The 24,409-nt window shown below is 74.9% G+C and carries 19 protein-coding genes and 1 pseudogene; 7 read left to right on the top strand and 13 right to left on the bottom strand.

Annotated features, from left to right (window positions below):
• Positions 1 to 772 precede the first annotated feature (772 nt).
• Positions 773 to 1,526 (top strand): annotated as a pseudogene (locus DEF28_RS16660) (IS5 family transposase); the annotation flags it as partial.
• Positions 1,527 to 1,705: 179 nt separating this feature from the next.
• Complete coding sequence (locus DEF28_RS27595; protein WP_158562857.1) at positions 1,706 to 1,861, top strand: hypothetical protein; 156 nt, start codon at positions 1,706 to 1,708, stop codon at positions 1,859 to 1,861.
• Between the two features lie 105 nt (positions 1,862 to 1,966).
• On the opposite strand, the gene DEF28_RS16655 is transcribed toward DEF28_RS27595, so the two are convergent.
• Together DEF28_RS16655 and DEF28_RS16650 are read right to left on the bottom strand one after the other, a co-directional pair.
• Positions 1,967 to 3,175 carry an MFS transporter gene (locus DEF28_RS16655; protein ID WP_233515354.1) on the bottom strand — a complete coding sequence of 403 codons (1,209 nt, stop codon included), beginning with the start codon at positions 3,173 to 3,175 and terminating at the stop codon, positions 1,967 to 1,969.
• 205 nt (positions 3,176 to 3,380) lie between these two features.
• On the bottom strand, positions 3,381 to 3,758 hold the full coding sequence (locus DEF28_RS16650; protein ID WP_147280204.1) for a hypothetical protein: 378 nt from the start codon (positions 3,756 to 3,758) through the stop codon (positions 3,381 to 3,383).
• A gap of 606 nt (positions 3,759 to 4,364) precedes the next feature.
• Between DEF28_RS16650 and DEF28_RS16645 the strand changes: the two genes are divergently transcribed.
• Both DEF28_RS16645 and DEF28_RS16640 read left to right on the top strand, forming a co-directional pair.
• Complete coding sequence (locus DEF28_RS16645) at positions 4,365 to 6,071, top strand: ABC-F family ATP-binding cassette domain-containing protein (protein ID WP_374058224.1); 1,707 nt, start codon at positions 4,365 to 4,367, stop codon at positions 6,069 to 6,071.
• 80 nt (positions 6,072 to 6,151) lie between these two features.
• Positions 6,152 to 6,820, top strand: a complete 669-nt coding sequence (locus DEF28_RS16640; RefSeq protein WP_199493344.1) for a CatB-related O-acetyltransferase — start codon at positions 6,152 to 6,154, stop codon at positions 6,818 to 6,820.
• 212 nt (positions 6,821 to 7,032) lie between these two features.
• On the opposite strand, the gene DEF28_RS28980 is transcribed toward DEF28_RS16640, so the two are convergent.
• Positions 7,033 to 7,449, bottom strand: coding sequence for a GNAT family N-acetyltransferase (locus DEF28_RS28980; protein WP_325049003.1), 417 nt, complete (start codon positions 7,447 to 7,449; stop codon positions 7,033 to 7,035).
• A gap of 1,716 nt (positions 7,450 to 9,165) precedes the next feature.
• Between DEF28_RS28980 and DEF28_RS16630 the strand changes: the two genes are divergently transcribed.
• On the top strand, positions 9,166 to 9,534 hold the full coding sequence (locus DEF28_RS16630) for a DUF4180 domain-containing protein (protein ID WP_114399150.1): 369 nt from the start codon (positions 9,166 to 9,168) through the stop codon (positions 9,532 to 9,534).
• Between the two features lie 123 nt (positions 9,535 to 9,657).
• Here the strand turns inward: DEF28_RS16630 and DEF28_RS16625 are convergent, their stop codons facing one another.
• The 6 genes from DEF28_RS16625 to DEF28_RS16600 all read right to left on the bottom strand — a co-directional run bounded on the left by DEF28_RS16625 (position 9,658) and on the right by DEF28_RS16600 (position 17,528).
• On the bottom strand, positions 9,658 to 10,458 hold the full coding sequence (locus tag DEF28_RS16625; RefSeq protein ID WP_114399149.1) for a 2OG-Fe(II)-dependent halogenase WelO5 family protein: 801 nt from the start codon (positions 10,456 to 10,458) through the stop codon (positions 9,658 to 9,660).
• Between the two features lie 676 nt (positions 10,459 to 11,134).
• Positions 11,135 to 11,887, bottom strand: coding sequence for a metal-dependent hydrolase (locus DEF28_RS16620; RefSeq protein WP_233515353.1), 753 nt, complete (start codon positions 11,885 to 11,887; stop codon positions 11,135 to 11,137).
• 1,065 nt (positions 11,888 to 12,952) lie between these two features.
• Positions 12,953 to 13,714 (bottom strand): N-acetyltransferase, encoded by a 762-nt coding sequence (locus DEF28_RS16615; RefSeq protein ID WP_114399148.1) that lies wholly within the window; start codon positions 13,712 to 13,714, stop codon positions 12,953 to 12,955.
• Positions 13,715 to 14,220: 506 nt separating this feature from the next.
• Complete coding sequence (locus DEF28_RS16610; protein WP_114399147.1) at positions 14,221 to 15,375, bottom strand: pyroglutamyl peptidase; 1,155 nt, start codon at positions 15,373 to 15,375, stop codon at positions 14,221 to 14,223.
• A gap of 103 nt (positions 15,376 to 15,478) precedes the next feature.
• The gene (locus DEF28_RS16605) at positions 15,479 to 17,041 is read right to left on the bottom strand and encodes an aldehyde dehydrogenase family protein (RefSeq protein WP_233515352.1); all 1,563 of its coding nucleotides are present in this window, start codon (positions 17,039 to 17,041) and stop codon (positions 15,479 to 15,481) included.
• A 127-nt stretch (positions 17,042 to 17,168) separates the two neighbouring features.
• Positions 17,169 to 17,528 (bottom strand): MerR family transcriptional regulator, encoded by a 360-nt coding sequence (locus tag DEF28_RS16600; RefSeq protein ID WP_114399146.1) that lies wholly within the window; start codon positions 17,526 to 17,528, stop codon positions 17,169 to 17,171.
• Positions 17,529 to 17,593: 65 nt separating this feature from the next.
• Here DEF28_RS16600 and DEF28_RS16595 point away from each other — a divergent pair, with 65 nt between their 5' ends.
• Positions 17,594 to 18,727: an alkene reductase gene (locus tag DEF28_RS16595; RefSeq protein WP_114399145.1), complete on the top strand. Its 1,134-nt coding sequence runs from the start codon at positions 17,594 to 17,596 to the stop codon at positions 18,725 to 18,727.
• A gap of 84 nt (positions 18,728 to 18,811) precedes the next feature.
• Here DEF28_RS16595 and DEF28_RS16590 read toward each other — a convergent pair whose 3' ends face one another.
• From DEF28_RS16590 to DEF28_RS16580, 3 genes are read right to left on the bottom strand one after another with little or no spacing between them, the layout of a single operon-like run.
• Entirely contained in the window at positions 18,812 to 19,522 is a 711-nt protein-coding gene (locus tag DEF28_RS16590) for a hypothetical protein (protein WP_114399144.1), read from the bottom strand.
• A gap of 59 nt (positions 19,523 to 19,581) precedes the next feature.
• Complete coding sequence (locus tag DEF28_RS16585; protein WP_114399143.1) at positions 19,582 to 20,499, bottom strand: 5'-methylthioadenosine/S-adenosylhomocysteine nucleosidase family protein; 918 nt, start codon at positions 20,497 to 20,499, stop codon at positions 19,582 to 19,584.
• Between the two features lie 14 nt (positions 20,500 to 20,513).
• Positions 20,514 to 22,250: a hypothetical protein gene (locus tag DEF28_RS16580; RefSeq protein ID WP_147280178.1), complete on the bottom strand. Its 1,737-nt coding sequence runs from the start codon at positions 22,248 to 22,250 to the stop codon at positions 20,514 to 20,516.
• 127 nt (positions 22,251 to 22,377) lie between these two features.
• Here DEF28_RS16580 and DEF28_RS16575 point away from each other — a divergent pair, with 127 nt between their 5' ends.
• Positions 22,378 to 23,091: an NUDIX hydrolase gene (locus DEF28_RS16575; protein WP_114399141.1), complete on the top strand. Its 714-nt coding sequence runs from the start codon at positions 22,378 to 22,380 to the stop codon at positions 23,089 to 23,091.
• 257 nt (positions 23,092 to 23,348) lie between these two features.
• Here DEF28_RS16575 and DEF28_RS16570 read toward each other — a convergent pair whose 3' ends face one another.
• Positions 23,349 to 24,365 carry a Gfo/Idh/MocA family protein gene (locus tag DEF28_RS16570; protein WP_114399140.1) on the bottom strand — a complete coding sequence of 339 codons (1,017 nt, stop codon included), beginning with the start codon at positions 24,363 to 24,365 and terminating at the stop codon, positions 23,349 to 23,351.
• Positions 24,366 to 24,409: the final 44 nt, after the last annotated feature.

The raw sequence follows: 24,409 nt of genomic DNA, 5'->3' as shown, positions 1-24,409 counted from the left end.
GTGCGGCGGGGGCGTCCGGTGCGGCCCCCGGCCGCCGCCGCGGAAGGACTCCGAGCGCGGTGCGGGCCGTGCCGGAGCCGCATGCGCGTCGGCACTTCGGTACGGGAGCCCGGCATCCGAGCACGCCGGACCGGGGGCACGATCCGCCTGGCGGCGGGCGCGGCCGGCACCAGGGCGGTGCGAGGTCCCGTACCGCGTGCCGTCACCGAGGAGGCGAGGCGGCGGCCCGGCACCCCTTCCCCGTCGTAGCCGAGGTCCTGCGGACGGGACACCGGGGCGCCGCCGGGGGCACCCCGGTGTCCCCGGGGCCCTGGCAGCACGACGTCGCCGCCAGCGGACGTGGCGGAGGAGGGGCGCCGCGGCGTTCGTCCGGAGCGGCTGGGCGCCGCGCGGCGGGGGCAGGCCGGTGGCCTCCGGACTTCGCGGGGCGGCCCGGCCGAGCGCGCGGCGGGGCTGCTGGGCGCCGCCGCGCGACTTCGCTCCGAGGCCGCGGTACCGGGGGGAGCGGGCGCCGCTCCGCTCCACCAGGACGCGGCGGCGTGAGGACGCGTTCCATCCGCCGGGGGCGTGCCGGCTGGTCCGGCCGACGGCGCTCGACTGGCGGACCCGCGCGCCGCCGCGGGCGCCACCGGGACGCGGAGCGCGGCGCCTGGCGCCGGAACCGCTGCCCGGCGCGCTGCGCCTAGGTTCTGTTTCTTGGAAGGTCTGCGGGGGCCGGTGCTCTGGAATCGTGTGTGGACATGGTCCGGCGCCATGAACCCACCGACTCCGAATGGCACCTGCCCGCCCCCCCCGCAAAGGCCAGCGGTGGGCCGACCACCGGCGCGTCGTCAACGCTATCCTCTTCCGCACCCGCACCGGGATCCCCTGGCGGGACCCGCCCGAACGGTACGGCCCCGGGGAAACAGCGGCAGGCCGGCACCGCCGCTGGTCGCTGGACGGCCCCTGGAACCGCATCGCCGACCCGCTGCGCACCGACGCCGCCACCGGCGCCGCCGCCGGCGCACACCTCGACGCCTCCGTGGACTCCACCATGGTCCGCGCCCACCACCACGCCGCCGGGGCCGCGAGAAAAGGCGAGCGGCCCGGCACGAAAGGGACGGATCCGAAGCACCCGGCCGGTCCCGGGGCGGGCTGACCACCAAGATCCACCTGTTCGCCGACTCCCGCCGTCGGCCCCTGGCCACCGCACCACGGGAACGTCCCCGGACCCGTCCCGACCGGCTGCCCGGCGACAAGGCCTACTCCTCGACCGCGATCCGCACCCACCAGCGCGCCCGCCGCAACATCACGGCGACCATTCCCCGGCCCGCCGACCAGCGCGAGAACCGCCCCCAGGCGCGGATCGGCGAGCGGGCGGGCGCCCTCCGGCCTTCGACCGGGCCGCCTACCGCGGCCGCACCACCGTCGAGAGGTCGACCAACCCGCTCAAGCAGAACCGGGCGGTCGCGACCAGGTACGACACGAGGACCGCGGCCGATGACGCAACCGCCCAAGTCCCCTCCACCCGCATCCGGCTACGCGACCTCACCCGCTCAACAAACACGGCCTGGGGACCGGGACGGCCGCTCGGGGGCGCGGGACCGGGGCCGCCGCCCGCCGACCCGGACCGCCGGCTCCGGGGCGTCCCGCGATAGTCTCCCTGGCACCGCGCGGTCCGCGCGCGACATCCGGCGAGAGGTGGACTGAGGACACCGTGTCACTGATGCGGCCCCGTGACCGGGACGCCGACGACTCCGACGACGCCGACGACTCCGGCCGCGGCGGCTACCGCCGCCGTCGGCGCTTCGACGGGTTCGCCGTCGCCATCTGGGGTGTCGTCGGCGTGCTCGCGCTGCTCTCCTACTTCGTCGGCGGGTGAGCGGGGCCCCGGTGCCCGGCCGCGGTGCGGTCGGGTCCGACCCGCGGCCTCGTCTCCCGCAGCCTCGCCTCCCGCACCGCACCCCGGGGGCCGAGCGGCCGGAGGTCAGGTGCGCGGCGCCGCGCGGGCGGCGCCGGCGGCGGCCAGCAGCACGGCGCAGGTGAACCACAGGGCTCCGCCGGCCCCGGCTCCGGCGGCGATGAGGCTGGCCCCGGCGGGGAGCGCCACCTGGCCGAAGCGGTTGCCCATGAGGCGCAGCGCGAGCGCGGTGCTGCGGGCGCTGTCGGGGACCGCGCGGACTACCACCGTCATGGTCAGCGGCTGGCCCAGGCCGAGCAGGAAGCCACCGACGAGCAGGGCGGCCGCCATGACCGCCGGCCCGGCGAACGGCAGCGGCACCACGGCGAGCGTCACCGCGGAGCCCAGGGCGCTGCCCACGATGAGGACGCGCCGCGACCACCGCCGCAGCAGCCACGGCATGAGCAGCCGGGAGGCCACCGACGCGGCGGCCCGCACGCTGAGCAGGATCCCGACGGTCGCGGGCACGATGCCGCGCTGCTCGGCGATCAGCGGCAGGTAGGCGGTGAGCACGTCCACGGCGGCCAGCAGGGCGAGGCTGACGAACAGCCCGGACGCGATCCCGGGCCGGCGCAGCAGGTCGGTCACCGGCAGCCGCGTGGCCGAGGCGCCGGAGGGCGAGCCGGCCGACACCGCGCGGCAGGTCCGCCACACCCCGGCCGCCGCCGGCAGCGCCGCGAGCGCGAGCAGGCCGGCGACCACGAGCGCCGCCTGGGTCGGCCCGCGCAGCCCGGCCCCGGACGCGTCGCCGAGCAGCAGCCCGGCCAGCGCCGGTCCCAGCAACTGGCCGATGGACGTGGTCGCGGTGAACCAGCCGAAGTTGCGGTCGAGGTCGTGCTCCGAGGAGCACCGGGCGATGAGTCCCTGGCCGGCGATCATGAAGGCCAGGTGGCCGAAGCCCAGCATGGTGCCGAACGCGGCCACCGTCCACACCGTGCCGGCGGTCGCCAGCAGCAGCGCGGACGCGCCGAGCAGCGCCGCGCCCACCGCCACGAGCAGCGGCGAGTGCCGCGAGCGGTCGGTGGCGCGGCCGAGCGGTACGGCCGTCACCACCGACAGCAGCGCGTAGCAGGCGGTGATCATGCCGATGGCCAGCGCTCCGGCCCCCAGCGAGATGGCCTGGTAGGACATCAGAGGGCGGGTCAGGTTGAGGCTGGTCTGCGTCAGGATCACCGTGACCAGCAACCAGGCCAGCCAGCCGCGTCCCGGCCGTGCCGGCGCGTGACCGCCGCTCACCCGGCGGCCACGGGTGCGGCGGCCCGCGGGGTGGGGACGGGGCGCGGTCTCCGCGGATCACCCTGTGTATGCACGACTTCTCCTCCGCAATGACCGCAGACCCACCTCGTCAGCTGGAGCTTACTGATCACCCGGCAGTCGCCGGCGGCCGGGGCCGCGGTGCGTGCATACCCAGGTGTATACGGAACGGCCGCCGAAAACCGGGTCAGCCGGCGCCGCAGACCCGCCCGGCGGCGGGCTCGGCGGCCGGCGCGGGGAGGCCGTCACCGGCCTGGGGCGGCGGAGGGGCTCCGGGAGCAGCGTGGCGGGGCCCGCGGCGGCCAGGCGGCGCCGAGCCGCAGCGCGGCCCGGGCCCGCAGGTGGCCAGCCCGCCGGCCCAGGCCCCGATGAGGAGCCCGGGGGAAGAGGGAGGCATCGCGGCCCCCACCAGGCCGGTGCCCGTCATCAGGGCCATCGCCGCGGCGGGCAGGTGGGCGAGCGGGGTGAATCCGGTGCGGACGGCCGCGTTCAGGGCCAGCCCGGCGAGCACGACCGCGAGGGCGTGCCGCTCGCCGGGGCACCCGACCGCGGTGGAGCCGCTCACGGGCGCGGCGCCGTCGGCGACGAGCGGCACCGGGACGGCGCCGGCGTCGACCCCGGTGACCTCGGTGAGGACGGGGTTGGAGGAGCCGGACGCGGAGAACGCCGCGCCCGATGGTCAGCGTGCTCGTGGGGAGCGTCCGCCACCGGCGCACCCGGCGCAAGACGCCGAGCCCCCGCCGGGTGCCGCCGCCGTCGGAGGAGCGCTCCAGACCGGGCCCCCGGTCACCGTCGCCGGCGCCGCGACCGCGGTCAGCACGGTGATGGCCCAGCACGCCGCGCGGCACCCCAGCCGCCCGCCGGCCAGGGGCAGCGTCCGCGGGGCGGATTCCCGCCGGCGGCTCCGCCGTATGCCGCGCCGGAAAAAGAACTTGCCCCGCGGAGCGGGCCGCCCTACCCTCGTCTCCGTGCGTAAGTGACATCGAACTGGTCCGCGTCCGAGGCGGCTCCCCGAGCGAGGGTCGAGCCAGGTGCCCGGCGGGCCCACACCCGAATCGATCGCGGTGTGGCCTCGATGTCCCCTGCCTTCCGCCTTCCCGGCACCTCGGGCGCACACGATCCCGTGTGGCATCGGGGCCACTCCTGCCCCAACGACAGGAGATGGCCGAACTTGCAGGCATTCCACTCGTCCGGCACCGTCGGAGGCACCACCCCGCGGAGCGCTGGCTCCGCGCCGCTGCTGCGCGCCCGTGACGTGGTCAAGGGCTACGGCGGGGCTCCCGTCCTCAACGGCGTCTCCCTCGACGTCGCGCCGGGCCAGCGGCTGGGGCTCGTCGGTGAGAACGGCGTCGGCAAGTCCACGCTGCTGAGACTGCTGGCGGGCGTCGAGGACGCCGACGCCGGCGGAATCACCCGGCCGGCCGACGTCGGGTTCGGGCACCAGGAGCTGCCGTTCCCCCCGCACACGACGCTGGGCGAGGTCGTGGAGCAGGCGCTCGACGGCATGCGCGCGATCGAGCGCCGGCTGGCCGAGCAGGCCGAGGTGCTGCGGGTCCGCCCGGACGACCCCGCGGCGATGCGCGACTACGGCGAGACGCTGGAGCTCGCCGAGGCGTACGACGTCTGGGACGCCGACCGCCGGGCCGAACTCGCGCTGGCCGGGCTCGGGATCGCCGCGATCCCGGCGGACCGCGCCCTGTCGGCGATGTCGGGCGGTGAGCGCACCCGGCTCGGACTGGCCGCGCTGCTGATCCGCCGCCCCCGCGCCCTGCTGCTCGACGAACCGACCAACCACCTCGACGACGACGCCGTCGCCTTCCTGGAGGACCGGTTGCGCGCCCTCCCCGGAGTCGTCGTGGTGGCCAGCCACGACCGCGTCTTCCTCGACGAGGTGTGCACCGGCATCCTCGACCTCGACCCGGGCCAGGACGGTCCGACCTACTACGGCGGCGCCTACCGCCACTACCTGCGCGAGAAGGCCGTCCACCGGGAGCGCTGGGAGCAGCGCCACCAGGCGGAGCAGGGCGAACTCCGGCGGCTGCGCCACGCCGTGCGCACCACGGCCCAGCAGATCAACCACGCCCGGCCCATGCGGGACCGCAACAAGATGGCCTACGGCATACGCGGGGACGCCGTCCAGCAGCAGATCTCCCGCCGGGTCCGCAACACCCAGCGCCGGCTGGACGAGCTGGAACGCGACCAGGTGCGCAAGCCCCCGGCGCCGCTGCGCTTCGCCGGGAGCCTCACCGGCGGCGCCGCCGGCGGCGGCCACGTGCTGATGGCGCGCGGCATCGAGGTGCCCGGACGGCTGGCCGTCGGGGCGCTCGACGTCCCCGCCGACGGCCGGCTCCTGGTCACCGGCGGCAACGGGGCCGGCAAGTCCACCCTGCTCGCGGTACTCGCCCGGCGGCTGCGCCCGGCCGCGGGCACGGTGCACTGGAGTCGCGGCAGCACCGTCGCCCTGCTGGAACAGGACGTGGCGTTCAACCGGCCGGAGCTCACCCCGCGGCAGCTCTACACGGCACTGGTGGCCGAGCGCACCGAGGCGCCCGCGCTCGCCGACCTCGGACTCGTGGCGCCGCGCGACCTCGACCGCCCGGTGGGCGTGCTGAGCGTGGGCCAGCGCCGCCGGCTCGCGCTGGCGCTGCTGGTCGGCCGCGCCCCGCACGTCCTGCTGCTGGACGAGCCGACCAACCACCTGTCGCTCGCCCTGGCCGAGGAGCTGGAGGAGGCGCTCGGCAGCGCGCCCGGCGCCGTCGTGGTGGCGAGCCACGACCGCTGGCTGCGCCGCCGCTGGAGCGGGGCGTCGCTGCGGCTCGCGGACGGCCGGGTCGTCGGCGCCGACGCGCCCGCGGCGGATCCGGACCCCGGCCGGTGACCGGTCCCCGGGCGGCGCGGCCGCCCAGCGCCCGCCGCCCCCGCAGCTCCCATCCACCCCTCGCCACCCCTGGAGGACCCGTGACCGCACCCGACCCGATGAACCCGTTCCCGCTGGCCGAGGGCGAGCGGCGCTGCATGTTCGTCCGTCCCCTCCTCACCTCGGACCGGACCGAGGTGGGGGAGTACACCTACTACGACGCCTCGGAGGACTCCGCCGGATTCGAGGAGTCCCGCGTCCTCTACGCGTTCGGGCCGGAGCGGCTGGTCATCGGCCGGTTCTGCTCGATCGCGGTGGGCGTCCGGTTCGTGATGCCCGGCGCCAACCACGTGTCCTCCGGCCCGTCCGCCTACCCGTTCACGATCTTCCCGGGCGCGTGGCAGGAGGGCACGCTGGAGGCCTTCCAGGCAGGCCGGCCGGGCAAGCGCGACACCGTCGTCGGCAACGACGTCTGGTTCGGCCGCGACGTCACCGTCATGCCCGGCGTCCAGATCGGCGACGGCGCGATCATCGCCACCGGCTCCATGGTGACCCGGGACGTCGAGCCGTACACGATCGTGGGCGGCAACCCCGCCGCGGTGGTGCGGCGGCGCTTCTCCGACGCCGATGTCCGGCGGCTGCTCGCCGCCGCCTGGTGGGACTGGCCGGTGGACGTCATCACCCGGCACGCGGCGACGCTCATGGCGGGCGACGTCGCCGAGATCGAGCGGATCGCCGCCGAGGAGGTGCGGGTGGGCGCCGACCGGTAGGGCGTGTCTGGTAATTCGCGGAGCGATAGGAGGAGGCTGGCCAACAGCGCCCCGGATCGGTAACGGCTGGCCAGCTTGTCGAACCGGGGTGCGATCGCGCGGAACTGGTACGCACGCTGGCCGGGACCGCCGGGAACGGCGCTTCGCACCGGCCGCCTGGGCCTGCGCGATGCCGCGCAGGCGGTCCTTCGCCCCCTCACCCGTGGCGACGCTCAACGACCGGCCGGGTCTGGCGGGGCTGTCCCGCCAGACCCGGCGGTCCAGCGCGTTCGACGGCCCCCGTTCTTGCCGTAGAAGGCGATGGCGCGGGGGTTGTCGGCGAGGACGCCGCCCTGCGGGATGGTCCTGCGCTCGGCAGGCTCGCGCGCGACCTCGATGACGAGCGGGACGGCCCGCGTCGCCACTCCGCGGCCCTGGTAGTCGCCGGCGAGTGTGGGGCCGACCGGCGGTCGGTGGCCTCGTCCACGGCGATGCCCGCTCCGCGGAAGCGCGCGACGTCCCCGGCGGGCACGGAGAGGCGGGATTCGGTGGGGCCGACGATCCGGCGGGCGGGGCCTCCAGCACGGTCCGCGGCCGCCGCTCGCTGGACGTGATGCCGGCCCCGGGGCCGGAGAACCGGCGAGACGCACCGCGCCGCCGATGCCGGCGTGGTTCCGTGACAGCCAGGGGGGACCTGGCGCCGACCGGTAACCGGGTAGCCGGCGCCCGCCCTTCTCCGGACGCTCCGCTGGACCGCGTGCGTCTCGGGGCGGAGGGACGCGAGACCGGCGGGTGTGCGGACACCGGCCGGGCGGGCTCCTGATGGTGCCCCGCCTGTCGGCTGGCGGACGGTCCTGGTCGAATCCCCGGCGCGGCAGGGGCGTCGGCGGGCCCTGGGTGGCGGTGCCTGCGCGTATCGCGCGTCTTTCGTCGCGCCTGCCCGGTGTCAGTCCGCAGGCCGAGGCCGCGGCATGCGCTCCTCGGTCCGGGGGCGGCGCGGCGCGGGAGTCGGCGGCGGTGCGCCCCGGACCGGCTCCGCCGGAGGGCAGCGGCGCCCGTCGGGACACCCGGGTCCGGCCGCGGGCCGGAACGCCGCGGGCACCGGGGGAGGGCCGCGGTCGCGCGTCCGCCACCGGAGGCCCGCACGGAACGCCGGAACGCCCGGCTGATCGGCGCCCGCGCGAGCGGCTGTTGACCGGCGGTCACTGACGGCGCTCCAGCCGCCTATCAAAGATCCCGCCCGAGCGGCCCGGCCGGAAGAGGCGGGCGCGGGGTGCCGCCGGAAGCGCCGGCGCTGCTCGCCCCCGAAGGGCCGAACCCCGCGCGCGGCCCTGCCCGCCAGGAGAGAAGAGGCGGGCAGGGACACGCGGCTGCCGGGGGTGGTCAGCCGTGCTCTGCCAGGCATCCCCCAACACCTGGCAGAGCACGTAAACCAACGGTAAGCCACAGGTCACGGGCCTGCTACGGGTCGGCAGGTAAAAGATCAAGAGGGAGACACAGGTCTCCCTCTTCCGCCCCCGTCTGTCGGGGTGTCCTTCGCGTCGCGCACCCAGGTCCGGGTGCCGACCGCTACCGCATCCTCCTCCCCTGGGTTCCGCAAATTCCCGTACAGTCGTGATGTCATGTATCTTTGCGGAGTGATAGGGAATGATGATGTAGATGGCGCCGAAGGGGGACGCGTGACACGGCGGCACCACCGCCTCCCGCCGCCGCGGTCGCGGACGGCGCGGCGGCCAGCGGCGCCCGCCCGGTGCCGCCCCGGGTCACCGGACCGGTAGCGCGGCGGACTCGGCGCCCGACGACGCTTCCGTCCCGAGAGGCCGCGGCGGCCGGTGAAGGGGCGACCCGCTCCGCCGCGGGCCGAACCGGTCCGCTCCGCCGGTTCCGCCGCGGACTCGGCGGCCGACCGTGACCACCTGCCCGGCATGGATCCGCCCGCGGGGTAGGCGGCGGCCGTGCGCCGCGCCGCGACGGAGCACCGCGCGCGGGGCCGAGCACGCGGCTCCGCGCGGATTCCGGGGCGTTCCCGAAAGGCCGTCTCCGCGCCCGGACCGCCGGACCCGCGCGAGAAGGCGGAGAAGGGGCGCGGGCGGCCGCTATCGGCGAGCGGCGGCCCCGGGCCCGCTCATGGCAGCGCCGCCCCGCCCACGTGCCGGCGCGGCCCGGCGGCCGGTCTCAGGCCCGCGCCGCCCGCGCCCGAGCGTGCCGCGCCCGCGGGCGTCGTCCTGAACGCCGTACCTGGCGGCGGGCCCGGTGAAAGCCCCCCGGCACGAGCGCCGAGGGCATGAGGAGCGCCCCCCGGCGCGCGGTTCCCGTTCCCGCCGAGACGCCGACCGCGGGGAACCCGACAGAGAGGAAACCGACCGATGGCCGACACACTCCGACACCTCGCTGGAACGCCCGTCCTCATCTGCGCGCCGGACGGTGCGCCCCTGCGCGGCGAGCGCGACGCGACGGACCTGGTGGGGGACGCCTACTCCCACGGGGCTGCCTGGATCGCGTGCCCGGTCGAGCGACTTACCGGCGAGTTCTTCCAGCTCTCCACCGGGATCGCGGGTGGCATCGTGCAGAAGTTCGCCACCTACCAGCTCGGGTTCGCCGTCATCGGGGACGTCTCGCACCACACGGCCGCGAGTTCGGCGCTGCGGGACTTCGTCCGCGAGAGCAACCGGGGCACCCAGCTGTGGTTCGTCGCCGACACCGACGCGCTGCTGGCCCGGCTCGCGCGCCGCTGACCGGCGCGGAGCGGCGCGCGGATCCGGCGTTCCGGGACGGCGCCGCAACGGCTCCGCGCGGGTGCTCCGGACGGCCCGCGCGCGGCCGCCCCCGGCCGGCCGGCGGACGGGGCCGGGCGGCGGTCAGGACCACGTGACGAGCCGGCCGGTGGTGGTGAGGGCGAGGAAGAACGCGAAGGCGATGCGGCGTCCCGCCGAGCTGGGTTCGACGGCGTGGAAGTTGGCCGGGTTGAACAGCAGGGCGTCGCCGAGCCGGGGGACGAGGCTGACCCGCTGGCAGTGGTCGACGACCTCGGGGCGGTAGCCGTAGGCGTCGCGGCGGTGCTCGTCCACGGGTTCCCAGCGGTGCCGCCACACCGTGGTGGCGCCGCCGGTCTCGGGGACGGCGACCCAGAGGTTGAAGGCGAGCTGCGCGACGATGTCCTGGTCGAACACGCCGCGGGGGAACTCGCGGTTGACGTCGTCGTAGTGGATGAGGGCGCCTGTGTTGATCTCGCGCAGGGTGCCGCCGAAGACGGGGCGTCCGCCGATCGCGGCCGGCTCGACGGGGCTGCGCCAGGCGTCGCCGATACGCGCGAGGGCGAGGGCGACGGGATCGGGGCGCATACCGGCGTGCTCCCACGCCGCGCGGGCCGCGTCGGCGTCGGGCCAGTAGCGTTCGGCGTCCAGTGCGCCGTCCGGGGTCCGGTAGTCGTTCAGCGCCGGGCCGAACCGGGCGATGCGCTGCGGGACCCGGGCCGCGTCGTAGTGCGCGGTGGGGAGCCGTGCCATGGCGGACAGGGTGGCCGCGCACGCCGCCGGGTCGAGGAAGTCGGCGACGCGGACCGCGGCGAGGGTGCCCGCCGCGAGGTTGGCCACGTGCCGGTCGGTGAAGGCCGGCGCGTCCACAGCGGTGAAGAGCGGGTCGAGAGCCGTCCGGAGCACGTGGCCTCCCAGGTTTCGGCGGCGGGACGTCGTGGCCGGCCGGTCGCGGAAGGCGCGGCCGCGCGGCTGACCACGGGGATCGGCGCGGGGTGGCGACCCCGCCCGGCCCGGCCTCCGTCCGCGGGCACGGCGGTCCGGCCGCGCCAGGACCGCGACGGAGGTGGGCGAACCTCAATCCTGGCCGCGGCCGGAGCGTCCGTGCCACACGGCGGCGTTCAGTTCCTCCTCAAATCCTGCTCAATGCCGTGCTCCACCGGGGGCGGCGGATTGGGCCGGCCGTCGCGGCACGCGGGGCGGTGGTGGGGAAGAGACAGCCGGACACCCCTTCCGGTCCGGAGCCGGCCAGCGCGCAGGCCCGGCGCGGTGACATGGGGGCAGGAGAGCGCGGGCGGGCGGGTGCGGCCGCATCGGGCCCGGCCGTCCCGCGAGCGGAGCGACGGCGACTCCTCGGAGCCAAACCCGCCGCCCGGCCGCCCTCCCCTCGCCCCGCCGGGCCGCCGTTGGGCCCGATACCGTGCCGTCCGCACGGTTCGCAACGGGGCATCCTCGCGGAGATTCCCGGTTCCTGGCGTGGCTGCCGCACCCGAGGCGGCGGGTGCTCCGGCCCCGGTCCTTCGGCTGGCAAACCGGTGACGTGCCACGGGGCGCCGCCGGCCCAGGGGCGCGCCGTGTGCGCTCACACCGCCAGCGCCACCACCGGAACTGTGCCCGCGAGGCACAGCCAGCGGACGGCGGTCTCCTGCCAGCCGTCACCGGTCGAGAACGTCAGCGGGGCCCGGACCATCCACCACCGCCGGCCCCGGTAGACCAGCGGCCACAGCAGCGGGACCCCGGAGCGGGTGAGCGCGTCGCCCAGCGAGTGCACGAACATCCCGACGGCGACGAGCGCGCCGGCGAACGGCGCCGACACCCCGCCCCACACCAGCAGGCCGGCGGCTCCGGCGGCCAGGGCGGAGACCGCCGGCCACGAGCGCAGCGTCCGGCGCGCCTCGCCTCGGCGCAGGCACTGCCCCAGCCCGCGCAGGCCGAGGCTCGCCGTGAACCACAGTGCGACGGCGAGCAGCGGCCACCACAGGCCGGCCAGCGCGACCACCAGCCCCGCTCCGAGCGCCGCGACAGGGGTGTGCGACAGGTGCCGGTGCACGCCGTCGCGGTCGCGGCCGCCCTGGTCGCGGCTGGTCCGGGTCGCGAGGAAAACGGCACGCGACATCCGGGCGACACCGGCGTGCGCCAGGCGCGTCAGCGGCCCCTGCGACCGGGTGGCGGTGCTCCCCGGGTGGTCCAGGTCCGGCAGCAGCGCCGCGCCGGCGCCCACCAGGACGCCGGCCGCGAGGTCGAACAGCCCGCCGCCGCTCAGGACGGGGGCGAGCAGCGCCGCCGCGCCGGCCCCGGCCAGGGCACCGGAGGCGGCGTGCGACGAACCCATCATGGGAGACCTCCTGGGGGAGCGGCCGCCCCGAAGGCGGCCAGGAGACGGCGGGGGAGCGGCCGGAGCCGGCGGGCCGGTGGCGCCGCCGACACCGTCCGTGTCGGTCGGGGGGCATGGCGGGGCGCGGCATCCCTCGCGCGGGAGGCATGTCACGGCGACTCTACCGGTCAGGTCGCCGCACTGTCCCGGAAATCGTGACAATTCATCACACTCTGTGAAAGGGATGGCGCTCGGCGGTCTCTGGCGGTCTCCGGCCGCGGCGGACTCTGCGGAAGGGGCCCGGCTCCCCGCCCGCACCGCCCGGCCCCGGGGGCTCGGGGAGGCGCGGATCCGGGTACCGCGTCGCCGTCCAGGGGGCCGGACCCGTCGCGGAGCTGCTGGCGGGCAGAGGGCGGGAGCGCCTGCGGACCACCGGCCCGGAGGGGCCCGTCCACGGCGGGACGGGCAGCGCCGCGTCTCCCCGGGCTGGTCGCGCCAGCCGGTGTCCCCTCCGCCTGCGCGGTGCTTCGGGGAAGGCCGCGTGCTCGTGAGCCCGTGGGGCGGTTGCACACCGGCGCGGGGCCGGCCGCGCCGCGGCGGGAGGCGGCTACCGAACCGGCAACCGCGGCCGGGCCGGACTGCGGGCGTCGCGCCAGGAGCGGGTGCGGAGGCGGCACGTCGATGTGGGCCGCTGGCCGGACTCCCGCGGCGGCCGCCACCGCCTCGCGCAGCCCCGGCGAGCCGGATCCGCCGCCGCGGCCCACCGCGTCTTCCCCCGGCCGCCGGGGCCGCCTGGACAGACCAGCTATCCGCGCCCGGCCGCGCCGGCGACCGGGGCCGCGCGGGGACTCCGCCCCGCGGGGTGGGAGGCCAAGCGGCGGGCGCGGCCGCCAGCGCGGCCGCGCGGACGTCCATGGCGCGCGGCCGGCGCGAGCCACCGAGGCGGGGAGTCGCCGTGGTGCTGCCCGGGCCGATGCGGCCGAGCATGGCCGAGGTGTCCGGCGGCGCGGCGCCGCCCGGAGGCGGACCGCGGCGCGCGGTCGGTGCGGTCCGGGGGCCCGGAAGCCGCCCGGACCGCACCGCAGGCTACAGCTTGTGGCGCATCCACACGTTGGGCTCCACGTACACGGCGTGGTCGTGCTCGATGGTGACGTCGACCGGCACCAGCGCGCCCGGGACCTCCACCGGTCCGGACCTGTCGAATGGCAGCCCCGTCCAGGTGCGCCACTGGTCGAGCGTGCCCGGCACGGTCATCGACAGCGGGCAGACGCCCTCGACCGTCGCGCCCAGCCGGGCGTGCACCCGCATCCAGGGATCGTGCGGCAGGCCGTCGTCACGCGTCCAGTACGCGTACTCCGACATCGGAACCCGGGGGTGCAGGTGCTTGCCGTTGGGACGCACGGGCGCGACCAGCGTGTCGAAGCCGAGCCGGCGGGTGTTCTCCCGCAGCGCCCTCACCATGTGCGGCGACATCCCGCGCCCGAGGTAGTCCGGGGCGACCGCGATCTCCAGCGCGGAGACGGTGTCAGGCTCGACGCCGGCCCGCAGGTCCGCGGCCGCCCAGCGCACCACCTGGTCCCAGCCGGCGTCCGGCAGCGCCTCCGGGGCGTCGCCGCCGCGCGCCAGCCGGAACGGGATGCTCGTCGCACGGGCGACCAGCCGGTCCGGCTCGTCCGGGTCGAACGCGACCAGCAGGTACTTGCTGAACACCTCCATGTGCTCGCGGAAGGTCTGCACAACGGGGTCGCCGCCCATGAAGGGTGCCCACACACTGGCGAGTTCGTGGAACCGCGGGAAGAGGTCGGGGCGTTCGGCGAGCTGAATGACGAGTGGGGGTCTGTCAGACATGGCGGGAGTCTCGCACAGCCGTCACTCCCGCAACGGAGCGGGCCGCCGTACCGCCGTCCCGGGCGGCCGTGACCTCGGTCTTTCGGCGCTCTCCGAAGTGCGCAGCGGCGCGGTTACCGGTGCCCCGCCGTGCGCTTACCGTTGGCGAGGCGGCGCCGGAGCGCCGGCACGCTTCCCTGGCGGGACACCGCGCCCGCGCCGTGCCGGCCCCGGGGCCCGGCCGGTCGACGGAGCGTCGGCGCGGTGCCGGCCCGGGTCCGCCGCCGCCCCCTGCCGGCGCTCCGGACCAGCGGGCCAGTCCGGCGGTCCGGCGGACGGGCGACCGGCCCCGCGGCCCCGTCTCCGGGCGCGGGAACCCGCGAACCGTCCGCGTGCCCCAGGCAACCGAGGCACCGCTGAGGGGACGCCGGCGGGCGCCCGCCGCCAGCTCGCGGCGCCCGCCGCCGCGGCCCTCGCACGCGCGACGGGCCTGGCCGCGGGCGCCGGGACGGCGAGTGGCTGGGCGGCTACTCCCCGCGCGCCGCCCCGTACTCCAGGGCCGCCGCCACGATGCTCCGGGTCTGGGCGACGATCGCCGCCCGGCCCGCCTCGAACACGGGGTCGGTGACCCCCTCCTCGTTGTCGGGCGCGAAGGCGAGCACGGGCGTGTGGACGTGGCCCGCCGCGACCGGGCGGCCGGTGGCGTCGCGCAGCAGGGTGTTGCGGTAGGCGATCTCGTTGGACAGGTAGTCACCGCCGCCCCCGGCCACGGCCGTGGAGCCCGGTGTGGGGCCGCCGGGGCGGACCACGGGCTGGCCGCCCCCGGCGGGGATCTCGGTGACCTCGGTGTTGCCGCGCACGGGGTGGTGTCCGGTGTCGGCGGCGGCGATACGGGCGCAGGGCAGGCTGGTCGTGGTCCATTGCGGCCGGGGGTGCGGCACCGGCACCTGCGGCGGGAGGGGGATCGGACCCTCGGCGGTGCGGCCGTCGTTGTCGGCCCCGCCGCCGCGCCGGGCGCCGTTGTACACCTCCAGGTCGAACCACCCGGGGCGGCCCTGGCTGACGGTGATCACCGCGTCGGCCGCTCCGCTGTCCGCCGTGTAGTGGGGCAGCAGCGCCCGCTCCACGATGCCCTCGGTGAAGTCGCGCCAGCGCACGGGGAACAGGGCGGTGCGGACCACCGCCCGGCGGCCGTGCACGGTCAGGGCGGCGCCGTCGAGGGTGATGGCGGCGACCCCGGAGGGGTTGGAGCGCCGGATGTCGTCGTCCAGGCCGAACGGGTCGAAGCCGGTGACGATGACCCGGAGCAGGCCGTCGTCGGGTGGGAAGACGAGGGCGTCGTGGCCGCGCGAGGCGTGTTCCAGCCGGGAGAGCAGGTCGGCGCGGTCGGCCTCGGACAGCGGGAAGCCCGGCCGCCAGGAGCGCAGCCTGGCGGTGAGGGTGAGGCGCGCCCAGTAGAGCGGGCGGTCGTCGGCGGTGGCGGGGGAGCCGCGGACGGCCTCGGCCCACAGGCGCCGGCCGTGGGAGGTGACGAGCCGCCGGGCCCCGTCGAGGTCCGCGGCGTCGTCGAGGTCCGCCGCGAACAGCGGGAGGGCGGCGGCGAACCCGGACCGGCGCAGCAGCGCCTGCGGCGTCTCCAGGTCGGCGCGGGCCTCTTCGGCGGTCCGGGTGGGTCTGCTCACGTCGTCCTCTCACGGCTACCGGGGGATGCGGCAACCGTATCTGGTCGCACCGGCCCGTCGGCGCCCTCCGGGCGGCGGGGGCCGGCGTGCCGGGAGGCGGCCGTCAGCCGAGGCGGAAGCCGAGGTCGGCGTCGACGGCGAGGACGTCCATCTGCGCCTTCTGCAGCCGGCCGGAGTAGTCCCAGTTCACCGACTGCCAGCGGGTGAACTGGTCGAGGACCCAGATCCCCGAGAGCCGGCCGCCGTTGCCGGAGCGGCCGTTGCCGCCGAAGGGGAGGTGGGCCTCGGCGCCGGACGTGGAGTTGTTCACGCTGACCATCCCGGCGCCGATGCCCGCGCGGAACGCGTAGACCTTCGCCGGGTCGCGGGTGTAGATGGCGCTGGACAGCCCGTATCCGGGCAGGTTGGCGAGCTCGACGGCCTCGTCGAGGGTCCGGTAGGAGGTGACGCCGACGACGGGGCCGAAGGTCTCCTCGGTGAAGACCCTGTCGGTGGGGCGGACGTTGTCGAGGATGACGGGGTGGTAGAAGAGGCCGGCGTCGGGGTCGCCGACGAATCCGCCGCGCGGCGCGGCCGCGCTCACCCGTCCGGTGGCGGTCGAGCCGAGGACGCGGTGGTGGTCCCGGATCCAGCCGAGGTAGCCCTCGTAGCGCTCGGCGAAGCGCTCGCTGATCATCGGGCCGTAGAGCACGTCCGCGGTGGGGTCGCCGATGGGGGCGGCGGCGGTGGCCTCGGCGAGCCGGTCCACGAACCGGTCGTGCACGGACTCGTGCACGATCGCGGTGCCGAGCGAGGTGCAGCGCTGCCCCGCGGTCCCGAAGCCGGAGAACAAGGCGCCCTCGACGGCGAGGTCGAGGTCGGCGTCCTCGGTGACCACCATGGGGTTCTTGCCGCCGAGTTCGAGGCAGGGCGTCTGCAGGTGCCGTCCGCACAGCTCGCCGATCCGGGCGCCGACGGCGCTGGAGCCGGTGAAGCCCACCTTGTCCACCAGGCCCTCGGTGAGGGCGCCCTCCAGTCCCGTGAACGTGTCCTCGCCGCCGGCGTAGACGAGGTTGAGGACCCCGTGCGGGATGCCGGCGCGGACGAACAGCTGGTAGAGGTCCCAGGCGCAGGCGGCGGCGTACTCGGCGGGCTTCCACACGACGGCGTTGCCGGCGAGGAGGGCGGGGACGATGTACCACGCGGGGACGGCCACGGGGAAGTTCCCCGCGGTGATGACCGCGGCCACGCCGACGGGGTTGCGGAAGGTGTAGAGCTGCTTGTCGGGCATCTCGGAGGGGACCGTCTGGCCGTAGAGGCGGCGCCCCTCACCGCGGAAGAACTCGCAGGTGTCGATGATCTCCTGCACCTCCCCGCGCGCCTCGGCGAGGGGCTTGCCGATGTCGCGGGTGACGGAGCGCGCGAGGGCCTCCTTGTTGGCGGCCACCAGTTCGCCGATGTTGGCGACGACCTGGCCGCGGATCGGCGCGGGGACCCGCGCCCAGCCGGTCTGCGCGGCCCGGGCGGCGCGGCAGGCGGCGACGAGGTCGGCGGGCTCGGCGAGGCTGACCCGCGCGACGACGTCGGCGGTGCGGGCGGGGTTGGTGGAGGAGTACGGCCGCTCGGCGGCCGGCAGCGGCTTCCCGGCGATGACCGAGCTCAGGTCGAGGGGCGCGGTTGCTGTCACGGGTGCTCCATTGCTGTTGGACAGGCGGGCTGGCGCCCGGCCGCGGCCGGGCGCCAGCCCGGGATGTAGCCGCGCGGGGCGGAAGCGAAACCTGCGCGCCGGCGGACCGGGAGGCGGCCCGGGGCCGTCAGGTCCCCGCCGCCGTGCTGATGACCTCGTCGAGCACGTCCCGGGAGCGGACGAGGTCGGCGATCATCCGGTCGATGCGCTCGCGCTCGGCGGTGAGGTCGGCGACCAGCCGCGGCGTGGCGGTCGCGGCCGGGCCCCCGTCGGCGTCGCGCATGCAGGGCAGCAGCTCGACGATCTTGGCGCTGCACAGCCCGGCGGCGAACAGCTCCTGGATGCGGATGACGCGGTCGACGGCGCTCTCGGGGTAGTCGCGGTGACCGCCCGGGGTACGGTCGGGGGCGAGCATGCCCTGCTGCTCGTAGTAGCGCAGCGAGCGCTCGCTGACTCCGGTACGTCGCGCGAGTTCTCCGATCCGCACGGGGCGCCTCGCTCTCCGGCTCGGGGGTTGAACCTGACATTGGTGTGAGGTCCTACCGTACCGCCATGTCGAACAGCGCACTGCTCACCCCCTACGAGCTGGGAGCCCTGCACCTCCCCAACCGCATCGTCATGGCTCCGATGAGCCGCCACCGGGCCGCGGAGGACGGCACCCCGCTGCCGGTGGTCGCCGACCACTACGCGCAGCGCGCCGCCGCCGGCCTCATCGTGACCGAGGGCATCTGGCCCAGCCGGCGCGGCCAGTCGGACTGGCGGCTGCCGGGGCTGGAGACCGCGGAACACGTCCGCGGGTGGCGGGCCGTCACCGACGCGGTGCACGCGGCCGGCGGCCGGATCTTCGCGCAGCTCATGCACGGCGGCCGGAAGGGCCACCCGCTGGCCCGGCTGAGCGGCGACCTCCCCGCCGGCCCGTCGGCCGTCCCGGCTCCGGGGCCGGTCCACGTGCGGGACGGCGGGAAGGCGGACGCGGTGCTGCCGCGCGCGATGACGCGCGAGGAGGTGCGCCAGGCCGTGCTCGACCACGCCGCCGCGGCCCGCAACGCCGTCGCCGCGGGCTTCGACGGGATCGAGCTGCACGGCGCGAACAGCTACCTCATCCACCAGTTCCTCGCGGACAACACCAACCTGCGCGACGACGAGTACGGCCCCGGCTCGGTGGAGAACCGCATCCGGTTCGCGGTCGAGGTCGTCACCGCGGTGGCGCGGGCGGTCGGCCCCGGGCGCACGGCGCTGCGGCTGTCCCCGGGCAACCCGCAGTTCGGTATGTCCGAGGCCGATCCGGCGCCGGTGTACCGGGCGCTGGTGGACGCGTTGGACGGGCTCGGTCTGGCCTACCTGCACCTGACCGACGACGACCGCTACCCCGCCCTGGCCGACCTGCGCTCCCGCTGGCACGGCACCCTCGTCGCCAACGTCGGCGAGAACCGCGCCCCCACGACACGGGAGGCCGGAGAGGCGGTCCTCGCCTCCGGCCGCGCGGACCTCGTCTCCTACGGCCGGGCCTTCATCGCCAACCCCGACCTCCCGGCCCGCTTCGCCCGGGACGCGGCCCTCACTCCCGTTGACCCCGCCCACCTCTACACCCACGGCGCCGCCGGCTACACCGACTACCCGTTCCTGTCCCCCGACACCGACCCGCGCCGGGCGCTGGCCGGTGCGCTCGGCACCCGCACGCGGTGACCGGCCGCGCGGCGAGGGGCGGCCGGCCCGCCGCAGGCCGCCCCGCCCGCGCCGCGCGCCCCGGGCGGCATACGCCTGGGACCTTCACCCGGGGAGCGAGCCGCCCCCTTCCGAGAGCGGACGGGGACCAGCGGCCCGCGCTCCCACCGCCGGGCGACTGCCGCGCCACGCGGCGGAGACCATCCGCAGCGCGGCGTCGTACAGCGGCCCGGGACGCTGGGCGTAGACGCACGGCGAGTGCCTCCCGTGCGCCGTGCTCTCGTAGAAGGTGATGTAGGCGGCCCGGTCCGTGGCGACGACCCGGTAGATGTTGGGCAGGTCGTAGTAGCGGAGTTCGACGCCGGCCCTCGTGCGGGCGACTTCGCCGAGGTAGGCCGAGTTCGCCCTGACCTGCTCCGCGAGGAGCCCGGGCGTGAAACCGGGATCGAACCGCCGCACGTCGTCTTCTCGCTGGCCCAACCAGGAATCCGGCCCTCGCTCGGGGTCGGGCAGCAGGATCCAGGCGGACTCCACACGTGAGGCCGACCGCGACCAGACCGGCGCGAACGCGTCCCGCGTCAGCGCGTTCCCCCGGCCGGTGAGGACTTTCAGCCAACGTGCTCGGGCGATGTCCCGGGACAGGTCGTCTTCGGCGTCCAGCTGCCGCTGGTACGTACGCAGAACGCCGGTCCCGGTCAGGAGGGACAGCAGTCGGACGAGCCACCGCCGCAGGCGGCTGGACATCGCCCACCCCAGGAACACGACCACTCCGCTCGCCGCGAGGGAGCTCAGTACATCGCTCAGAAATGACGCCATCGGAAGAGTCCCTCTCGAACCGTCGGAACGGTCGTGTCGGTGCACGGACGTCTGCCTGGTCAGTGCAGGTAGGGGATGAGCGCCCTCAGCACGGCGGCGGCGTTGTTCGCGGCCAGCGTGTGGTGGGCGTGGCCTTTTTCCTCGTCTGCGTGGTCCGAGATTCCGCGGATCACCACCCAACCAGGGTTGGGCTCAGAGTTCACCGAGTTCTCCTGCCAGAACTGGCTGAGTCCGCCGGCTTCCATGTCGACGGCGAGGATTTTGTCGTTGTAACGGTGCAGGAAGGACCGGATCTCGCTGTCGCGGTCGGCGATCACCGCCTCTCCAGAGGCGACGAGCCCAGGTACCGCTTTGAAGGGCCGGCTCTCACCGCCGGAACACACCGAGGAGAGACGGGCCGGAGCTCCGTGGTTGCTGAAGAACGCGTTGACCGCGTGCCCGATCTCAGCCGGGGATTCCCGTTCCTCTCCGCGGCGCTGGGTTATGCCGGGGTTCTCTTTGCGCCGGTCGTAGTACACGACTCGGGTGGCGACGACGACGTCTCCGATAGCAGCCTGCTCAGGAGAGATGCCGCCGCCTACACCCACCAGGGCCAATGTCGATGGCGCGAACCGGCGCCGCAGGTTCTCGCATGCGGCCATGGCCGAACGCTGCCCCTGGCCGTGGGTCTGGACAGCTACGACCCTGACCTGGCTCCCGCCCACGTCCACGGTTCCCTGGTAGAAGAACAGGCGGTCGACCTTGCGTTGCTCGAGGAGTAGGGCGTCACGGACCGCTCGTGTCTCTTCGGGGAGGATGGTGACGACTCCAACGTCGTACGCGTTCCCGTGGTTGGAATGCTCGTTCTCCTGAGAGGCCCGGAAGGGGGCAGCGGACATGACGTTGTTGACCGTCGATCCCGTACCCACGGCTGAGTTGGTGAACTGCGCGTTCCCCGTGTTGACGAAGCGACTGCCGAAATCCTGAAAATGAATCATCGGGACCTTTTCGACTACCCGTTCTCGGAAGCGGTGTTCTGAAGTTGGACAGAGTTGTTCGTCTGGGATCCACGCCCGACGGAGGAGTTGACGAACTGGGCATTGCCGCCGATGTTGGCGAACTCGCTGTTGATGATCTGGAGCATGCGCTTCTCGAACTGCGAAGTGTCCACCTTCCGCGCGTCGAGGAAATCTTTCGTGGCTTTGAGGAGTCGCTCCTCGATGATCTTCATGTGGTCAAGGATGAGGAGTTTGTCGAGCTGTACGTCGTCCCACTCCTGGGTGAACTTCTCCCGGACACAGACCCGGGGTGCGGTGCGGATCGCCCAGTAGGGCGCTATTTGCCAATACTTCTGCGCCCACAACCATCCGGCGAGCATCGCGGGGAGCTCCAGCAGCCGCCAGATTTGCGGGATCTCCGTCTGGAGGTCCCGAAGGCCGCGTGCTCCAGCGGCCAGAAGCGCCCATGTGCGCGGCCGGACATGGTTCTTGACGCTCAAGAACCGCTCCGGCGTCCGGGTCAGCGCCGAGCAGAACAGGTCCAGACTCAGTGTGCGGCCCGTGACGCTGACCCGGAAAAGAACGGTAGTGACGAGTTCGCCGCCGTGGGATGAGACACACGCTTCCACGAAGTGGTATCTCGTTCCCAGCGGTGTGTTGATGATGTGCAGCAGTTCACTCGTGGAGGGCTCTTCGTGCGGGATAGCTCCCTCCATGACGGCGTCCGTTTCCGCGATGTAGACGCGGTCGCGGACATCCACCTTCAGGCGGACGTGCTCCTCGTCGTGTTGGAGCTGCCGGAGTGAGGAGGTGAGATGGTGGACGAGCTCGTGCGCCTCGAACGGCGGCGTCGAGTATTCCAATTGACTCAGGGTCGCGTCCGTGTCACCGGTGCGCGGCCGCAGCATCTGAACCGTCATCGGCGGGTTCCAGTAGTGAATGAGTTTCCCGCTGCCGACGAAGGGTGACTCTTTTCCGTAGATTCCGGCGCGTAGCGGATCGTCGTCCTCCTCGTCCTTGTGTTCGGGGCGTCGGTAGACCACGTAGGTGTGCGACTGCTGGCTCGCCACCACATCCTCCCGCGGGGTGAGCCTGCCGGGGCGGAGCACCAAAGCGCGACGCACGTGGCTCAGTCGGTGGTGGCGGACCGCGCCTAGCGCCGCCGCCACGAGCCCCGCGCTCGTCAGCGTCATGAGGGCGAGCGCAAGATCCTCGTCGGAGGAGTTGCCGAGCGCCACGGTGACGAGAGCGATCGCGAGTGTGGTCGGCAGGGCAGCCTGGAGTTGGCGTCGAAGAACGCGGAGCCGCCCGTGGCGGTTCGTCCAGCGCTGCGTAGCGCGTTTGCGTGGTTCCCGCCACTCCTCCTCAGTGAGTTCCGCATTGAGACGGGCCATCTCGATGAGGATGCGCGGCACATGGCCCATGAGCCACAGCAGAACGAACAGGCAGGTGACCAGCAGGGCCGCTGTGGGCCGGTCGAGGAGCGCGGGCAGGGCGACACTGGCGGCGATCGTGGTGTGCAGGGCCACCTCCAGCAGGAGGGCGACCCAGGCGCTGCGCATGACCGGCACCAGGTCGAACCCGTACGAAGGCGCGACGCGGTGGTAGGGGTCGTTGTGTACCTTGCGGATGATCATGTTGCGGAAGTCGCGGTTGAGGTAGGCGCCGGTGCACAGGTTCCGTGTGACCACGGTGTCCGGCTCGGAACGGTCGGGGGAGTGTCGCTCCGGTGCGACATGGGTGGTACTCATCGGCCCGCCTCTCTGGACTTAGAGTCGAAGTGACCTTAAATTCCGGCATGAGTTAAAGTCAAGTTGACCTTTAGGGGGTCTGGTGGGCGACGAACCCGAGGGAAGCAATGAGCGTAGACAGGCCTGGGTGACGGTGGACCTGGCGATCTTCACCATCCGTGACGACCACCTGCACGTGCTGCTGATCGAGAGAGGTAAGGAGCCCTACATCGGACGGCGAGCACTACCAGGGGGACACATCCGAGGAAGCGAAGCGTTGGACGGTGCCGCTCGGCGTGAGCTGAGGGAGGAGACCGGGATCGACGGTCTGCATTCTCACCTCGAACAGATGCGCACGTACGGTGACCCCGATCGAGATCCTCGGGGGCGTTACGTCACCGTGGCCTATCTCGCGCTGGTGCCCGATCTTCCGGTGCCGGTCGCCGGTACGGACGCCCGGCGGGCGCACTGGGTGCCGGTCGACAAGGCCTTGGCGGACACTCCGGGGCTCGCCTTCGACCATGAAGTGATCCTCCGCGACGCCCTGGAGCAGACGCGGTCCCGGTTGGAGTACACGACGGTGGCGACGGCGTTCTGCCCGGAGCCGTTCACGGTCAGCGACCTGCGCCATGTGTACGAGGTCGTCTGGGGGGTGCCGCTCGACCCGAGTAACTTCCGGCGCAAGGTGACCCGGGCCGAAGGCTTTCTCGAGGCGACCGGTGGTCGGCGCGTTTCCGATACGGGGCGGCCGGCGGCCCTCTACCGGCGCGGGCCCGCGCGTACGCTCATCCCTCCGCTGATGCGCTCCGCCGAGGTGGGGGCGACCGGGATCGAGTGGTCTCCCGTGGCCGCCGACGCGTGACCGCGGCCGCTTCGCACCCGGTGGGCAGCCGTGGCCCGCCCCGCCCCCGCGCGAGGAGAGGCCAATCGTCGGGCGCGTCGGCGTGTTCGTAGCGGGTGACGGTTCGCCCCGCCGCCCGCGGGGTTGGGCGCTCCGGGCCGGCCGCTCCGGCTGCGCGGCGAGCCTCCCCGTGTGCGGGCCGAAGGCGGTGCTCGGGGGATCTGTGCCCCGCGCCGCCGCCGGCGGCCGCGGGAGCGGGCCGCGAAAGGCGGGCGAGGTCAGCGGTACAGCGGTGGGCGTTCGGCGAGCCGGACCTCCGCCCAGCCGCCGGTGGCCTGGGCCCGCACGCCGGCCTCCGTGACGGCGGCCGCGGCGTAGCCGTCCCAGGCGTCGGGGCCGTCGATGCCGCCGTCGCGGGCGGCGGCGACCCACCGCCGCACCTCGTCGTCGTAGGCGCGTTCGAAGCGGTCCCGGAAGTCCGCGGCGACGGTGCCGCCCCAGGTGCCGGCCGTGTGGCGAAGCACGCCGTGGTCGGCGCCGACCAGCGCGGTCCCGCGCTCGCAGACCGCCTCGCAGCGGACCTGGTAGCCGAATCCGCAGTTGACGAAGATCTCGACGTCGACGATCGTGCCGCTGGCGGTGCGCATAAGGACGAGCTGCGGGTCGGCCAGGCCCTCGGGGGCCAGTGCGCTGCGGCGCGGGCGGAGCACCGACACCTCGGTGATCTCCTCGCCGAGCAGCCAGCGCGCGGTGTCCGCCTCGTGCACCACCGAGTCGGTGATCATCATGTCGTCGCTGAATCCGGGCGGCGAGGAGGCGTTGCGGTGCGCGCAGTGCAGGGTGAGGGGCGCGCCGAGTTCGCGGGCGTCGAGCAGGGCCTTGAGGTGGACGTACTCGGGGTCGAAGCGCCGCATGAAGCCGACCTGGATGGTGCGCCGGCCGAGCGCCGCCTCGGCCCGGACCACGCGCAGCGCGGAGTCGGAGTCGGGGGTGAGCGGCTTCTCGCAGAGCACGGGGAGGCCGCGCTCCAGGCAGGCCAGGAGGAGCTCCTCGTGCGCCGGGCCGGGGGTGGCGAGCAGCACGGCGTCGACGCCGGGGTCGTGGACGGCGGCCAGCGGGTCGTCGCCGACGGCGCAGTCGGCCCCGGCGGCGGCGCGCTTGGCGTTGTCCAGGGAGAGGTCGCTGACGTGGGCGAGCCGGGCGCCGCTGATGCGCCCGCTGATGCGGCGCGCGTGGTCGGCGCCCATCCGGCCCGCTCCGATCAGGGCGATGCGGAGCTCGTCGCGGTCGGTCATGTCTGGCCTTTCGTGCGCGGGGAGGCGTGGACGGCGGGTCGGGC

The sequence above is a fragment of the Marinitenerispora sediminis genome (assembly GCF_003336425.1).
Classification (GTDB): Bacteria; Actinomycetota; Actinomycetes; order Streptosporangiales; family Streptosporangiaceae; genus Marinitenerispora; species Marinitenerispora sediminis.
The sequence above is the reverse complement of the archived record's forward strand: the minus strand, read 5'-3'. Positions and strand labels throughout refer to the sequence as shown.